Origin of the sequence: Actinotignum schaalii (assembly GCF_028864145.1) — a bacterium.
Classification (GTDB): domain Bacteria; phylum Actinomycetota; class Actinomycetes; order Actinomycetales; family Actinomycetaceae; genus Actinotignum; species Actinotignum schaalii_B.
The window spans coordinates 1-16,273 of the sequence record NZ_JARBHJ010000034.1; the positions used below are offsets into that span (position 1 = coordinate 1).

Genomic DNA, 16,273 nt, shown 5'->3' on the forward strand with positions numbered 1-16,273 from the left:
GCAATTTCGTCGGCAGCGTCAGATGTGTATAAGAGACAGATCTTGGCGGGCCTCGCGGTGGCCGCTACCGCGCTAGCGGGCTGTAGCGGCCACCGCGAGCCCGGCACCCCCGGAAGCGTGGATGTTACAGGTGCTTTCGGAGCTCCCGTGACCATCTCCGTGAGTGGAAATCTCCATGTTGACGGAGTGCGCCAGGATGTCCTCATCCCGGGAGACGGGGTGGAACTGGCCGAAGGCAGCCCGGTCCTCGCCCGCATTACCTCTTTCGACTCGCGTACCGAAGCTCCGGTTGAAGGCTTTGCCACCGGCGGGATCACTCTCGCCACCGTGAGCCAAGCCGGAGTGGGGGAACTTGCCCCCTACATCAGCGGGCAGCGGGAAGGCAGCCGCCTGCTCATCCAGCGAGAAGAATTAGTTGCCGGAGATCCCGGTGCGATAGAAATCGTCATTGTCGATATTCTCTACACAAATGCACGCGGGGAGTCAGCGCCTCCACCGGCCACGCCGCCGGCCGGAATGCCGGGGCTAGCAAGCGGCGAAGGCGTGGCACCCGTGCTGACCGGGGGCGGCGGGCCCATTCCGGAATTCGCGGTGGTGCCGCTCGTGCTCGGGCGCGGTGAGCAAGTAGCCGCCTCGGACGAACTTGTGCTCAACTACTTCCTCGTGGATCCGAATGGGCAAACGGTTGATTCCAGCTGGACATCGGGGCCGGTGCGCGCGGCTATGGGCGATCTCATGGATGGAATGCGCAAAGGTTTAGTTGATCAACGGGTAGGTTCGCGTGTCATGATTCTTATTCCAGCCAGCCAAGCCCGCGGAGATACCGACCTCGTTGCCATTGTTGATATTTTGGCCACGGGCCGGGCCCTCACCCAGATTCGTGCCGGGGCTGCCTAAGAGCCGCGTATCTGCACGTGTAGCTGCCCCGCATCCCAGCGCGCCACCGCGTGTGCCAGGGCCGGGGCATCTCTTGTTGTGAGCAACGCACGCTCCTGGGTGGCCCACATATCCCACCAGCCACTCGGATCACCCTCGCGCTCCCGCACCCGAGCCAGCCGGAGAGAATCCTCACATTCCATCCAGATTGTTGCCGTGCATAGCGGGGCACAGGCCGCGGAAGCCGCCCCGCAACCTTCCAGCAGCAGCACCTCGGTGAGCTGATCAGCCGGCACCGTTACCGGAGCATCGTAGCAGCTCATATACCAATTCCATGGTGTCACCCGCACGCTTTCCCCACTCAGAAAAGGCCCCAGAATCTCCCGGGCTACCCGCTCCACGCCACGGGCCAAGCCGTCCCATCCGGGTACGAAACGTTCCACCTCAAGAATCTCGACCGCCAGCCCGCTCTCCCGTAGTCGCGCCGCGAGGGCCCGCGATAGCTGGGTTTTCCCCGCCCCGCTGCGTCCGTCAATGGCGTAGATCCGCCTACCGTTCCCGCGAATCACCAGGGCTGCAAGGAGATCCAGGCCGTCCGCACCTTCTTTCATTGCTCCCGCCTATTCCTGCGTCATTTTTTGTCATCCCGTGCGGGTACTCTATGTCATAACCGGCACGCGGAGCGAAGCTCACCGAGAGCGGGAGGCACAGTGGCATGGTTTATTGATCAGGTAGCACAGCGGGTGCGGGCCGCCGCTCGGCAGGTCCCGGACCAGGAGCGTGATGCGCTGCGGCGCGCCGTCCAGGCAGCTCCTGCACCGCGCGAGTTCTACCGTGCGCTCACGCCCAGTCCGCAGCGTCCCATCGGTGTCATCGGGGAAATCCGCAGCCTGGACGGAAACCCTGCCCCCGCCCCGGAATATATCGAAGCCTTTACGGAAGCGTTGAGCGGCGGGGGAGCGGCTGCTATCTCCGTGACCGCACCGGTTATCCCCGGAGGGCTTGGCCTGCCGGCGCTGCGCCGCGCCCGCGCCATCGGAGTGGGCCCGCTTCTCTACCGCGATGTCACTGTCTCCGCCGTGCAGCTTTTGCGGGCGCGCGCGGCGGGCGCGGATGCTGTGTCGCTTACCCCGCGCATCCTCTCCGATGTGGAACTCGAGGCACTGGTGGAACGCGCGCGATCCCTCGGCATGGAACCCTGCCTGGAAGTGGAATCCGAAAGTGACATAACTCGCGCGATTGGCTGCGCGGCGCGCGTCGTCGTCGCAGATTCGCGTTCCGTCACAGATTATCCGCAGCTTTTCGAGCAGTTGCCCTACACCTGCGTGCGGGTGGTACGGCGCGGGGTGCGTAGTCCCCGAGATGTTTTCACCGCGGCGCGGCACGGTGCGGGGTGCGTTATCGTAGGGCGGGCCCTCCTCGAAACCGATGATCCGGTCGGGCTTGTGGCTCGCATGGCAACCGCGGGGCGGCATCCGGCCGCGCTGCTCATGGCCGAACGCATCGCGCACGTGAGCGACCATGCCGTTGGCATGACCGAATATACCGCCCAGGCACCCGGGCTCGGGCATCCGCCCCATGCCCCCGCACAAGAAGGGACACGATGATACCAACAGCTATTCCGGCTCCCGAGCACTCCGAATGGGTGCTTTTCGAGACCTCCGCATTTTCCCTCTCTATCAAGTTCTACGCGATTGCTATCGTCATCGGGATTATCGTCGCGTATGCCCTGACGGAACGGCGCTACGTTGCGAAGGGCGCGACCCGCGACGTCACGCTTTCCATCGCGCTATGGGCGGTTATTTTCGGGATTATCGGCGGGCGGCTCTACCACGTGATCACTGATTACCAGCTGTATTTCGGCCCGGGCCGTGATCCGTGGCGAGTCTTTGACCTGCGCGGCGGCGGCCTGGGCATCTGGGGTGCAGTTGCGCTGGGCGGCGTAGGTGCCTGGATCGGGTGCCGCCGCAACGGCGTCCGGCTCCTACCCTTCGCGGATGCTCTTGCCCCGGGGCTTCTCATCGCCCAGGCCATCGGCCGCCTGGGTAACTACTTCAACCAAGAACTTTTTGGCGGCCCCACCGCACTACCGTGGGGTTTGGAAGTCGACGCCGCACACCGCCCGGCCGGTTTCCCACCCGACCAGCTCTTCCACCCCACCTTCCTCTATGAATCCCTGTGGTGCCTAGGTGGCGCCGTCGTACTCCTTCTCCTGGAAAAACGCTTCCACCTTGTGGCCGGGCAGCTTTTTGCCGCATATGTTATCGCTTACACTCTCGGCAGAGTGTGGATTGAAAACCTGCGTATCGATCCGGCGCACCTCGTTGCTGGTCTGCGTCTCAATGTTTGGACATCGCTTCTCGTTTTGCTCGGCGGGATCATCGCCCTCTTTATCCTGCGACGCGCCTACCTGCGTGATTCTTCTCGCGATCACGTGTGGTTGCGGGCCCGCCCCGAGCCGGAAACTGAGGGAACTGAGATGTGGCAGAACGACGCCGCCGCTGTCGGCGCGGCCGCCGTCGTGCCCGAAAAAATGGAGACTCCCGGGGCCGCACGCGATAGTGATGCTGCCGCCGCGGCAAGCGAATCCGACGAGGGCGTGGGTAACCGCTCAGTGAACGGGTGACGCCGCTGCGCGAGCCGTGCGCTAGCGTAAAGATGAGCTCCGTGAGCGGGGCTTATAACGGTGCATATTTACCAGGACGAGTGCCTTGAGTCCCGATGGGGAAACAGGGTGTTCGGGTAAGATAGGAAACATGCGTAGAGCTAGAATTGTGTGTACGTTGGGTCCGGCTACGGATACCTACGATCAAATCCTTGAACTTGTTAAAGCCGGCATGAACGTGGCGCGTATTAACGCCTCCCACGGTTCGCATGAAGAACACGAAAAGCGCATTGATAATGTGCGCGCCGCCGCGAAGGAACTGGGTACCCCGGTTGCGGTGCTCGTTGACTTGCAAGGCCCGAAGATCCGCCTCGGCCGTTTTGCCGAAGGCCCGGTCCAGCTGAACGTGGGCGATACCTTCACCATTACCACCCGCGATATCCCCGGCACGAAGGATATTTGCTCCACCACCTTCAAGGGCTTGGCGGGCGATTGCAACCCTGGTGATGTGCTCTTGATTGACGACGGCAAGGTTTCCGTGCGCGTTGTGGAAGTTGTGGACGGCACTGACGTGGTGACCCGCGTGGAGGTCCCCGGCCCTGTTTCCAATAACAAGGGTATTAATCTTCCCGGCGTGGCGGTGTCCGTTCCTGCCATGTCCGAAAAGGATGAAGAGGACCTGCGTTGGGGCCTCAACTACGGCGCGGATCTCATCGCACTTTCCTTCGTGCGTGATGCCAAGGATATTGACGATGTCCACCGCATCATGGACGAAGAGGGTATTCGCCTCCCCGTTATCGCCAAGATCGAAAAGCCGCAGGCGGTTGCCAACCTGGATGATATTGTCCAGGCTTTTGATGGCATTATGGTCGCCCGCGGTGACCTCGGCGTGGAACTGCCCCTCGAGCAGGTTCCGCTGGTGCAGAAGGAAGCCATTTCGCTGGCCCGCAAGCGCGCCAAGCCGGTTATTCTCGCCACCCAGGTTCTCGAATCCATGATCCAGAACCCGCGGCCTACCCGCGCTGAGGCCTCTGACTGCGCCAACGCCATTTTGGATGGTGCGGATGCCGTTATGCTTTCCGGGGAAACCTCGGTGGGTCTCTACCCGATCGAATGTGTGCGGACCATGGCCTCTATCGTTTCCTACACGGAGGAACACGGCCTGGAGCAGATCCCGCAGCTCTCTTCCCTGCATCGCACCCGCAACGGCGTTCTCACCCGCTCCGCGCTGGACATCGGTGAAGCGCTGGGCGTCAAGGCCGTTGTGGTCTTTACGGAAACCGGGCATACCGCCCGCCGCGTGGCCCGCAACCGTTCCCGCCTGCCCATTATTAACTTCACTCCCTCGGAGAAGGTGCGCAATCAGCTCGCCGTGCTGTGGGGTAGCGAAACCTACACGGTGGATCACTCCGCTGCCACCACGGATGAGATGGTGCAGCAGGTAGAAGACCGCCTTCTCGAACTGGGCCGCGCCCAGGTCGGTGACCGCGTGGTGATCGTGGCCGGGATGCCTTCGGGCGTAGCCGGCTCCACCAACACCCTGCGTGTTCACAAGATCGGTGAAGAAACGGGCGTTGCCTAAAACTCGCGAACTGCGCTAGGCGTGCCGGATGCGCGGCTAGCATAGGAAAGGCGAGCGGGTGCCTGCCGGCATAGGTCGGGCGGGCACCCGCTCCCATTCCAGCTTTCTGCGTCACCTCATTTGAAATTTGGTGGCGGGTATGGTGAAATATTCTCTGCGTTTGCACAATCACCCGCGGTGATCCTGGTGATCCCGCTGGTAATGTCAGCACACGCGTAAGCTCCTGTGGTGGAATTGGTAGACACACTGCACTCAAAATGCAGCGCCGCAAGGCGTGAGGGTTCGAGTCCCTCCGGGAGCACCGCGGCGATAACCTTGAAGTTCGCTGGGAATCTCTGTCCCGGTGTTTGCTCTGCACCGCGCAGTCTGACAGCATGGTAAGGGGCGCGTGAATCCCGTTGCCGGTCATCATTCTCTCAAAGGTCAGAGAACACTTCAGTGTGGATGCAGGTGCAACATCGCACGCAGTACATTGGTTCAATCTATCCGGCATGCCGGTCGAAGGGGTCATGATGGCCAAGGACGCAGCGGCGCAATCCGCGGAGAACAAAGAAGCTATTCGGGTTCTTGTCGTTGAAGATGAAACTCTCATTCGCCTCGATATCGTTGAAACACTGGAAGATGCCGGGTATGAGGTTGTCGGGGAAGCTGGCGATGGCGAATCCGCTATTGAACTAGCCGGTGAACTCGAACCGGATCTTATTGTCATGGATGTGAAGATGCCGGGGATGGACGGCATTACCGCAGCGGATCGTATTCTGGAAGAACACCGCGTGGCCATCGTCATGCTCACCGCCTACTCGCAGCGTGACCTGGTGGAGCGCGCACGGGACGCCGGAGCGATGGCCTATGTGGTCAAGCCGTTCACGCCCGCTGATCTCATTCCCGCGGTAGAAATCGCGGTCTCGCGTAATCAGGAAATCGAAGCGCTCGAAAACGAAGTGTCCACCATGGCCGAACAATTTGAAACCCGCAAGCGGGTGGATCGGGCTAAGAGCTTGCTGGAATCGCAGATGGGCCTGACCGAACCGGAAGCTTTCCGCTGGATTCAAAAAACCTCGATGGATCGGCGCCTCACCATGCGCGAAGTGGCCGATGCTGTGATTGAACAGGTAGGCGGGCGTAATTAGCCACCAGGTGCACGCATGGCGCGGCTGAGCTCGCGCTGATCATCCCATACTCGTGCAGCCAGGCGCTCACCGGAACTCCGGTGGGCGCCTGCCTGCTATCTCGCGTAGGCTAGAGGGGTGAGTGAAAAAAAATTCCTTCTTGTTGACGGCCATTCCATGGCGTTCCGCGCCTTCTATGCCCTGCGGGCAGAGAATTTCCTCACCGATCGCGGGCAGTACACCAATGCGGTTTACGGTTTCCTCTCCACCCTGCTTAAAATCATTGGTGATTACCACCCCGATTACATCGCCGTGGCCTTTGACCTGCCGGGAGGAACATTCCGCACCCGCGTCTATCCGGACTATAAGGGAGGCCGGGCCCCCACACCGGTAGAATTCGCCGGGCAAATCGATGTTATTAAAAATGTCCTTGATGTCTGCGGCATTACCTGGCTTACCTATGAGGACTACGAAGCCGACGATATTATCGCCACTCTCTCGCGTCGCGCCGTAGAAGAGGGAGCGGATGTCTATATCGCCTCCGGTGACAAAGACTCTTACCAGCTCGTTGACGAGCACACCACCGTGCTCTATCCCATGCCGCGTTCGGCCATGCAGGCTCTCGACCCGGCCGGTATCGAAAAGAAAACCGGGGTGCGCCCCGAACGTTATGCTGACCTGGCTGCACTCGTGGGAGAGGGTGCCGATAATATTCCCGGAGTCCCCGGGGTCGGCCCGAAAACCGCGGCGAAATGGCTGGCCACCTACGGTGACCTCGATACTATTCTCAGCCGCGCGGATGATATCGGCGGAAAAGTTGGTACCTCTTTGCGCGAGCACCTGGATCAGGTTCGCCAGAATCGCTCCCTCAATACCCTCGTGCGTGACCTTCCTATCGGAGAGAACCTTGAGGAATTCCGCCCGCGCGGAGTGGAACGAGAAGCGTTACACGAGCTTTTTGACACTCTTGATTTTGACACTCTACGCGGGCGCGTCCTGGCAGAATTACCGGCACGTGACGGCACCACCGAAACCGATACGAGCGCCGGTTTTACCCTCACCGGCCTGGAGATCACCACATCCGGGGTACGCGAATGGCTCGCCCGGCACTCCGATGCGCCGGTGTACGGTCTTGAACTGGCGGGCCCGGCTAGTCCGGGTGCGGGGAGCGTGGAGGCACTGGCGATTGGAACGGCAACGGCCGCACTCCTGCTCGATACTCACACTATGAACGACGACGATACCGCCCAGGTGCGTGCCTGGCTGGAATCTGATGCCCCGAAGGTGGTGCACGGTGCCAAAGAAGCCTGGCATCGGGTGCGGGGGCAGGGCGTCGAATTGCGCGGCGTCGTACGTGATACCGTGCTGTGCGCCTACCTTCTCTATCCCGATCAGCGCAGTTATGACCTCGGCGATCTTGCGCTGCGGCACCTCGGCGTTGATTTGGGGGACGGGGGAGTGCTGCCCGGGCTGGATGGACAGGCCGATCCTTTGGCCGAGCGCGCCGCACTCCTCGGCCCGCTCTCCGATAAGTTGCTCGGGGAATTGAACGCGCGCGGCGAGGATGGCGCTCTGCTCGACCTGGAAATGGACGTGGCTCGCACGCTCGCGCAGATGGAGGACACCGGCATTGCCGTGGATTCTCCCTACCTAGAAAAACTGCGAAAAGATTTCGATGGGCGCGTGGAAGCCGCGGCCCGGCTCGCTTATGATGCCATCGGCCACGAAGTCAATCTTTCCAGCCCCAAGCAATTACAGGGGGTGCTTTTCGAGGAACTCGGCTTGCCCACCACCCGGAAAACCAAATCTGGGTACACCACGAATGCGGAAGCGCTGGCCGATCTTGCGGTGCGCATCGCCGCGCGCGAGGATGATAAAGCCGTGGCCGGAACGCAATTCCTCGGGGCGCTCCTCGAACACCGCGACGCCATTAAATTGCGGCAATCCGTCGAGGGCTTGCAGCGTAACACCCGGGCGGACGGAAAAATCCACACTACCTACCAGCAGGCGGTAGCTGCCACCGGGCGGCTTTCTTCTACCGACCCGAATCTTCAAAATATTCACGCGCGCACGGCCGAAGGTCTCCAGATCCGCTCTGCTTTTATTCCTTCCGAAGGCTATGCGGCGCTGATGACCGCGGATTACTCGCAGATCGAAATGCGGATCATGGCCTCGCTTTCCGGCGATGAAGCGCTGATCACCGCCTTTAACGAGGGCGAAGACCTGCATTCCTCGGTAGCATCCCTCGTCTTCGGGATTCCCGAAAGCGAGGTGAGTAGCGAACAACGTTCCCGTATTAAAGCGATGAGCTACGGGCTGGCCTACGGGCTTTCTGCTTACGGGCTTTCCCGTCAGCTCCATATTTCAGCCCATGATGCTCAAGAACTCATGGACGCCTACTTCGCGCGCTTTGGGAACGTACGTGATTACCTCGATTCCCTCGTGGCGAAAGCCCGCCAAGACGGCTATACCCAAACGCTGCTGGGGCGGCGGCGCTATCTTCCCGAGCTACGCTCCACGAACAGGCAGCTGCGCGAGGCCTCCGAACGCATGGCTCTTAACGCTCCCATCCAGGGCAGCGCGGCGGATATCATCAAGATCGCGATGGTGGCCGTGGTGGAAGCGCTGCGCGAGGCGGGGCTGCGCAGCCGAGTCCTCCTCCAAGTCCACGACGAACTTGTGCTGGAAGTGGCACCCGGTGAGCACGAGGCAGCGGAGGAAATCGTGCGCCGAAAAATGGCCGGGGCAGCACAGCTGCGGGTGCCTCTCTCGGTGGGTGTGGGATACGGCCCAAATTGGCGCGAGGCCGCGCACTAGCCGCGCATTAAGTGCGCACCTAGCCGCGCACTAGATCGGGGCGCTCACACTCCGTAGCTTCAGGACCCGGATGCCTTGCATGAGCTAGGCTTTTCCGCGTAGTATGGAGAACTGGTGTGAGCACCCGCCACACTGGCCGATATCCATCGGTCCCAAGCAAATATTCACAATAGTGTCCGGAAGTTATCAGTTAATGACTAATACCACCCCCGAGTCTTCGACTCTCCCCGAGATTGCCGTCAACGATATCGGCTCCGAGGAAGAACTTATTGCCGCCGTCGATAAGACGATCAAGTACTTTAACGATGGTGACCTCGTCGAAGGAACCGTTGTCAAGGTCGACCATGACGAAGTGTTGCTCGACATTGGCTACAAAACCGAGGGTGTTATTCCCTCCAAGGAACTTTCGATCAAGCACGATGTCAACCCTGATGATGTCGTCGAAATTGGCGACCAGGTAGAAGCCCTTGTCCTCCAGAAGGAAGACAAGGAAGGCCGCCTCCTCCTCTCGAAGAAGCGCGCACAGTACGAACGCGCCTGGGCTGAAATCGAGAAGGTCAAGGAAGCTGATGGCGTCGTTACCGGCACTGTCATTGAAGTTGTCAAGGGCGGTCTGATTGTTGATATCGGGCTGCGCGGCTTCCTTCCCGCTTCGCTCGTTGAAATGCGCCGCGTGCGCGATCTGCAGCCCTACATCGGCCGCGAGCTTGAGGCGAAGATCATCGAACTCGATAAGAACCGCAATAACGTGGTTCTTTCCCGCCGCGCGTGGCTGGAAGCATCCCAGTCCCAGGCTCGTGGCGAATTCCTGCACCAGCTCCAGAAGGGCCAGGTGCGCGAAGGCTTCGTGTCCTCCATCGTCAACTTCGGTGCCTTTGTGGACCTCGGCGGTGTGGACGGCCTCGTCCACGTTTCCGAACTTTCCTGGAAGCACATTGACCACCCGTCCGAGGTTGTCGAAGTCGGCCAGCCCGTCACCGTGGAAGTTCTCGATGTTGATATGGACCGCGAGCGTGTCTCGCTTTCCCTCAAGGCCACCCAGGAAGATCCCTGGCAGTCCTTCGCTCGCACCCACGCGATCGGCCAGATCGTTCCGGGTCGCGTGACCAAGCTCGTTCCCTTCGGCGCTTTCGTGCGCGTGGAAGACGGCATCGAAGGCCTCGTCCACATCTCCGAACTGGCTTCGCGCCACATCGACACCCCGGAAGAGGTTGTCAAGGTGGGCGACGACGTCTTCGTCAAGGTCATCGATATCGATCTGGATCGCCGTCGTATTTCGCTTTCCCTCAAGCAGGCCAACGAAGGCGTGGATCCGAACTCCCAGGACTTCGATCCTTCGCTCTACGGCATGGCCGCTGATTACGACGAAAACGGCAATTACAAGTACCCCGAAGGCTTCGATCCCGAATCGAACGAATGGCTCGAAGGTTACGAAGCTCAGCGCGAGGCATGGGAGAACGAATACGCCCAGGCCCAGGCCCGTTGGGAAGCGCACAAGGCCCAGGTTGCTGCCGCGCTCGAAGCCGATGCTGCTGCCGGCGCCCAGGCTGCTGCCGCCGCAGAACCGGCCGCGGATATCCCGGCCAGCTACAGCTCCACTTCCGAACCGAGCGGCTCGCTCGACTCGGATGCGGATGAAGCTCTCGCGGCCCTGCGCGAGAAGCTGACCAACAACTAAGGCATACGCTACCGCTGGTAGCACCTAGTAACGCCGCCGGCGTGCCTCTTCGGGGGGAGCGCCGGCGGCGTTTTCTTTCCGCGGGACGCATTGTTAAGCTGGGATGGTGAAAGAATTAAGAGTTGGCGCAGCCAGCGCACAGCAGCTACGCACCTTCTCCTATCCCAGCGGGCGTGCCCTGCGGGTGGCCGTCTCCGGTGGAATCGGCGCCGGCAAATCCACGGTCACTCGCGTGCTGCGTGAGCGCGGCGCGCTTATTGCCGACGCGGACGCACTTGCCCGGGAGGTCACCGCCCCGGGTAGTCCAGTCCTCGCGCAACTCGCCACCGATTTCGGTTCGGGTATTTTAAACGACGACGGTGCCCTCAACCGCGCCGCCCTCGCCGCGCATATCTTCTCCAACCCGGCGGCCCGTCACCGGCTCGAAGTCCTCACCCATCCCGCTATCATCGCGCGGGCTCGGGAGATCCTCGCTAGCGCACACCCGGACCAGCTGGCCGTTTACGATGTACCCCTCCTGGTAGAAACCCGCGGTGATCGCGAGGTCGATTGCGTGATGATCGTCTCCGCACCGGAAGAAAAGCGCCTGGAGCACCTGCGGGGCCGGGGAATGAGCGAAGCGGATGCACGGGCCAGGATGCACACCCAGGCTGATGATGAGGCCCGCCGGGCCCTCGCTCATATCTGGATTCATAATGCAGGAACACGTGAGGATCTGGAAAAGCTCGTTGCCGAGTGCGCGGATAGGTGGCTGGTGGCGCCGCAGGCGCCGGCGTCGTCGTAGAAAACTCAAGGTAAAAGCAAGTAAAAACGTGACCCGTTCCGTGTTTACTCTCAGCGTAAGAGGGAGTACCATTTACAAATAGTGAAATGACCGTTTCGCTATATGGTACGTCTCGTCGCCACGAAGCAACGATGCGCGGCGATGGGGCCTAAAAATTGAGAGGTTAAAAAGCTATGCCAATTGTTTGGCTGCTCGTGGGCATTGCGTTGATGCTGGTGCTCAACATCGTTTTCAAGGTGAATTCGATGCTTGCACTCTTGCTCGCCGCCGTTGTGGTGGCACTGTGCAATGGCATGGGCCCGATGGAAACCCTCAAGACCGTCACCACCGGTTTTGGTTCTACGCTGGGTTCGCTCGCCATTATCGTTGTTTTCGGTGCAGTTATCGGCCGCCTCATGGTGGACTCCGGTGCGTCTCACGTGCTGGCATCGGGGCTCATCCGCCGCTTTGGACTGCGCTTCGTGCGTATCGCGGTCATCATTATCGGTCTTATTTTCGGCCTGGCGATGTTCTACGAAGTCGCCTTCTTGATGATCGCTCCGCTCGTTATTTCCATTGCTCAAGAAGCGAAGGTTCCGTGGCTGCGCCTGGCTATCCCCGCCGTATGCGCCACCACGGTTGCTCACTCTATCTTCCCGCCGCAGCCCGGCCCGGTGGCGCTCATTGATCAGTACCACGCGGACGCCGGCATGGTTTACCTCCTCGGTATTCCCATGGCAATCCTCTGGGTGATCGTGGGCGGCGTGCTGCTTCCCAAGGTGCTCGGCAACCTCGAACGCCCGGTGCCGAAGTTCATGTCCGGCGATGCGGATGATAAGGAAGCCGCGGTCAATCCGCCGTCCTTCTTCGTTTCCCTCATCGTGCCGCTCAGCCCGGCCATCATCATGATCTCCGTGACCATCGCCAATATTTGGGTGGATAAAGAATCCCTGCTGGGCCAGTGGCTCAACTTCTTTGGTTCCTCCCCGGTTGCCATGTCCGTGGCGCTGGTGCTCGCCATGTTGCTCTTCGGTATTCAGCGTGGGCACAAGGGCGAATGGGTTATGGACAAGTTCAATAAGGCCGTGTCGATTATCGCCGGCGTTGTCATGATTATCGGTGCCGGTGGCGCCTTCAAACAGGTTGTTATTGACTCCGGCATCGGCGATTACATCGGTGGGTTCATGAGCGCGGGCGCGGTATCGCCGTACATCATGGCTTGGTTCATTACGGTTCTTATCCGTCTGGCCACCGGCCAGGGCGTGGTGTCCGCCATGACCGCCGCGTCCATTATCGGTGCGGCTGTTATCGACCCGGCCACCGGCGTCATGCAGGCGGGCGTGGATCCCACGCTGCTCGTACTCGCCACCGCCGCGGGCTCCAACTTCATGACCCACATTAATGACGCCTCCTTCTGGCTCTTCAAGGAATACTTCGACCTGTCCATCAAGGACACTCTGAAGACATGGGGCGGCCTGCTCGCCTCCGGTTCGCTGGTTTCGCTGGCGTACGTAATGTGCCTCTCGCCGTTCTTCGGCTAGAGCATGAGTAGGCGGGTGCGGGCGGCCGGTATGGTCGCCCGCATCGCACAATTACAAGAAAATCAAGGAGTACACATGACGCAGAGCATTCCCTTTGCCGAGCAAGCTATCGCCGGCGTCAGCCTCGTCACCCGTGGGGACCTGAGCGCGCTGGAGATTAACACGGATACCGTATCCGGTACCGTTTTCCCCTACGGCGCCCACGTTGCTTCCTGGAAACCGGCTGGCTTCGAGGACGTCCTCTACATGAGCGAGCTATCCGGCCTCACGCAGGGCACTCCTATCCGGGGCGGTATCCCGGTGGTAGCCCCGTGGTTCGGGCCTTCGGATAACGGCCTGCACGGCTGGGCTCGTATCCAGGACTGGACCCTCGAATCCGTGCGCGGCGATGCCACCGCGGTGGAGGCGAACTTCACCCTCGCGGGCAGTGCCCTGGGCGGTGAGCTGGCTGATTCTCTTCAGCTCAGCTACACCGTGCACCTGGGCAGTGATTTTTGGGTGCGGCTGAGCGCCACCAATACCGGCACCGAAACGATCACCCCGGAGCTGGCCCTCCACGCCTACTGGGCGGTGGATGCGCAGGCCCTTCGTATTGAAGGCATCGAGGAGGGCGGTATTGATCGCCTTGCCGATAACGCGCAGCTCCCGGCCGGCCCCTTTGAGGAACTCGCAGGCCAGACCGTTGATCGTTTCTACCCCTTCGCGGGCGATATCGTGCTCGTGGACGCGGGCGGACACCGCAAGATCACCCTGCGCTCGGAAGAATCCGATAAATCGGTGGTGTGGAACCCGGGTACGAAGGGCTCGGCCGCGAATGCGGATATGCCCGATGATGCCTGGAAGCATTTTGTGTGCGTGGAAGCAACTCGAGTGCGCGAAGGCGCCCCGCAGCTTGCCCCGGGGGAGAGCGCCACGCTCACCCTGCACGCCACCGTGGAGCACCTCGGCTAGTGTGTAGCTCAACGCCGGTTCTCGCCACGCTCAATACGTGGGATAACGACGGCGCCCAGCGGCCGGACAGCAACTCGACCATAACCTCGGGTACCTGTCCGGCCGCTGGCGTATTTCGTACCGCGAGCCGGGCGAGGCTAGTAAGCTCGCCACTATGGCTCTTGATTCTGAGATTGTGCGCAGCGATAAGCCTTTCGAGGTTATTTCCGAGTACCGCCCTTCGGGAGATCAGCCCGCCGCGATTGCCGAACTCACCCGCCGTATTAACGACGGTGAAAAAGACGTGGTGCTGCTGGGAGCCACCGGCACCGGAAAATCGGCCACCACCGCCTGGCTCATTGAACAGGTACAGCGCCCCACGCTTATTATGGAGCCGAATAAAACCTTGGCCGCGCAAATGGCAGCGGAATTCCGTGAGCTTATGCCGAATAACGCGGTGGAATACTTCGTCTCCTATTACGATTACTACCAGCCGGAAGCTTACGTTCCTCAAACCGATACCTTTATCGAAAAAGATTCTTCCATTAACGATGAGGTAGAGCGCCTGCGCCACTCAGCCACCAATTCACTCCTCACCCGGCGGGATACCGTGGTAGTGGCCTCCGTTTCCTGTATTTACGGCCTGGGTACCCCGCAGGAATATGTTGATCGTATGGTGCAACTCCACGTGGGTCAGCACCTGGATCGCGACGAGCTGCTGCGCACCTTCGTCTCCATGCAATACACCCGCAACGATATTGCCTTTACGCGCGGCACTTTCCGGGTGCGGGGCGATACCGTGGAAATCATCCCGGTGTATGAAGAATTGGCTATCCGCATTGAATTCTTCGGTGATGAGATTGACGGGATCTCGCTGCTCCACCCGCTCACCGGGAATGTTATTCAACGCACTGATACCGCGCATGTGTTCCCGGCCTCCCATTACGTGGCCGGGCCCGAGCGGATGGAACGCGCTATCCGTTCCATTGAGGAAGAACTAGCCGAACGCCTCGAATACTTGCGTGCGCATAACAAGCTCCTTGAGGCGCAGCGCCTGGAAATGCGCACCAGTTATGACATTGAGATGATGCGCAATATTGGAACAACCTCCGGTATTGAGAACTATTCGCGGCATATTGACGGGCGCGGGCCGGGTACCGCCCCCAATACGCTCCTCGATTACTTCCCCGATGATTTCCTCCTTATCCTTGATGAATCCCATGTGACGGTGCCCCAAATTGGGGCCATGTACGAGGGAGATATGTCGCGTAAACGCACCCTCGTGGAGTACGGCTTCCGACTGCCTTCCGCCATGGATAACCGCCCTCTCAAATGGGAGGAATTCCTTGATCGCATCGGCCAGACCGTGTACCTATCCGCGACACCTGGCAAATATGAACTTGAGCAAGCGGACGGCGTCGTCGAACAAATTATTCGACCCACCGGTTTGGTGGATCCGCTTATTAAAGTCAAGCCCACCGAAGGTCAGATCGATGACCTCCTCGAGGAAGTGCGGGTGCGGGCCGAACGTGATGAGCGAGTGCTCGTCACTACTCTCACGAAGAAAATGGCTGAGGATCTCACCGCGTACCTGGCGGATCGCGGGGTGCGGGTGGAGTATCTGCATTCGGATGTGGATACCCTGCGCCGCGTGGAGCTGCTGCGGGAATTGCGCCTCGGCAAATTCGATGTGCTCGTGGGTATTAACCTGCTGCGTGAGGGACTGGATCTTCCCGAAGTTTCCCTCGTGGCCATCCTCGATGCTGATAAGCAGGGCTTTTTGCGTTCGACCACCTCACTTATCCAGACCATCGGGCGCGCGGCCCGTAACGTCTCCGGGGAAGTGCATATGTACGGAGATAGCATTACCCCCAATATGCAGCAGGCTATTGATGAAACGAATCGGCGCCGGGAGAAGCAGCTTGCCTACAACCGCGAGCACGGGATCGATCCGCAACCGCTGCGCAAACGGATTGCGGACGTGACCGATATGCTCGCCCGGGAAGATGTGGATACCGAGCAGCTGCTCGCCGGCGGGTATCGCCAAGAGCCCGCGCATGCCCAGGCGCGGGCCTCGGAAGCGGAAATTGCCCGCGCGCAGGGCGGGAAAGAGCTGCGTGAGCTCATCACCGAGCTCACCGCGCAGATGCACGCGGCCGCAGAACAGCTCCAATTTGAGCTCGCGGCGCGTTACCGCGATGAAATCAAAGACCTAAAAAGCGAGTTGTGGCATTCCCAGCAGGCACAAAAGTAAAATGCCCGCGCGGGAAACGCGCCTGAGCCCCCGCACTAGCACCCGCAGGCGCCTCCGCTCGGCACGCGAGCCGCGCATGAAATGCGGCTCGGCGGTGCTTTCCATCGTGTAAAGTGTG

12 protein-coding genes and 1 tRNA gene are annotated in these 16,273 nt (G+C 60.6%); 12 read left to right on the forward strand and 1 reads right to left on the reverse strand.

Annotation, left to right across the window (positions count from 1 at the left end; genetic code table 11):
• On the forward strand, positions 1-897 hold an 897-nt coding region (locus tag PWJ82_RS07750; protein ID WP_274736099.1), incomplete at its 5' end, for an FKBP-type peptidyl-prolyl cis-trans isomerase.
• Here the strand turns inward: PWJ82_RS07750 and PWJ82_RS07755 are convergent.
• On the reverse strand, positions 894-1,487 hold the full coding sequence (locus PWJ82_RS07755) for a hypothetical protein (RefSeq protein WP_274736101.1): 594 nt from the start codon (positions 1,485-1,487) through the stop codon (positions 894-896). The genes PWJ82_RS07750 and PWJ82_RS07755 overlap by 4 nt on opposite strands.
• 99 nt (positions 1,488-1,586) lie before the next feature.
• Here PWJ82_RS07755 and PWJ82_RS07760 point away from each other — a divergent pair, with 99 nt between their 5' ends.
• The 11 genes from PWJ82_RS07760 (at position 1,587) to uvrB (ending at position 16,155) form a co-directional block, all read left to right on the forward strand.
• A complete protein-coding gene (locus PWJ82_RS07760) occupies positions 1,587-2,483 on the forward strand; it encodes a hypothetical protein (protein ID WP_274736103.1) in 897 nt (298 codons plus the stop codon).
• A complete protein-coding gene (gene lgt, locus PWJ82_RS07765; RefSeq protein WP_274736104.1) occupies positions 2,480-3,502 on the forward strand; it encodes a prolipoprotein diacylglyceryl transferase in 1,023 nt (340 codons plus the stop codon). The genes PWJ82_RS07760 and lgt overlap by 4 nt, the downstream gene beginning before the upstream one ends.
• 130 nt (positions 3,503-3,632) lie before the next feature.
• Positions 3,633-5,063 (forward strand): pyruvate kinase, encoded by a 1,431-nt coding sequence (gene pyk, locus PWJ82_RS07770; RefSeq protein WP_126134945.1) that lies wholly within the window; start codon positions 3,633-3,635, stop codon positions 5,061-5,063.
• Between the two features lie 219 nt (positions 5,064-5,282).
• Positions 5,283-5,364 (forward strand) — tRNA-Leu (locus PWJ82_RS07775).
• A 211-nt stretch (positions 5,365-5,575) separates the two neighbouring features.
• A complete protein-coding gene (locus PWJ82_RS07780; protein WP_274736111.1) occupies positions 5,576-6,193 on the forward strand; it encodes an ANTAR domain-containing response regulator in 618 nt (205 codons plus the stop codon).
• 117 nt (positions 6,194-6,310) lie between these two features.
• Positions 6,311-8,989, forward strand: a complete 2,679-nt coding sequence (gene polA / locus PWJ82_RS07785) for a DNA polymerase I (RefSeq protein WP_274736106.1) — start codon at positions 6,311-6,313, stop codon at positions 8,987-8,989.
• 193 nt (positions 8,990-9,182) lie between these two features.
• Positions 9,183-10,667, forward strand: a complete 1,485-nt coding sequence (gene rpsA, locus PWJ82_RS07790; protein WP_126134943.1) for a 30S ribosomal protein S1 — start codon at positions 9,183-9,185, stop codon at positions 10,665-10,667.
• A gap of 103 nt (positions 10,668-10,770) precedes the next feature.
• Positions 10,771-11,451, forward strand: a complete 681-nt coding sequence (coaE, locus tag PWJ82_RS07795) for a dephospho-CoA kinase (protein ID WP_342455176.1) — start codon at positions 10,771-10,773, stop codon at positions 11,449-11,451.
• Between the two features lie 173 nt (positions 11,452-11,624).
• Positions 11,625-12,971 (forward strand): gluconate:H+ symporter, encoded by a 1,347-nt coding sequence (locus PWJ82_RS07800; protein ID WP_274734406.1) that lies wholly within the window; start codon positions 11,625-11,627, stop codon positions 12,969-12,971.
• Positions 12,972-13,046: 75 nt separating this feature from the next.
• Positions 13,047-13,922 carry a D-hexose-6-phosphate mutarotase gene (locus tag PWJ82_RS07805; protein ID WP_274734404.1) on the forward strand — a complete coding sequence of 292 codons (876 nt, stop codon included), beginning with the start codon at positions 13,047-13,049 and terminating at the stop codon, positions 13,920-13,922.
• 154 nt (positions 13,923-14,076) lie between these two features.
• Positions 14,077-16,155, forward strand: coding sequence for an excinuclease ABC subunit UvrB (uvrB, locus tag PWJ82_RS07810; RefSeq protein WP_274734403.1), 2,079 nt, complete (start codon positions 14,077-14,079; stop codon positions 16,153-16,155).
• Positions 16,156-16,273: the final 118 nt, after the last annotated feature.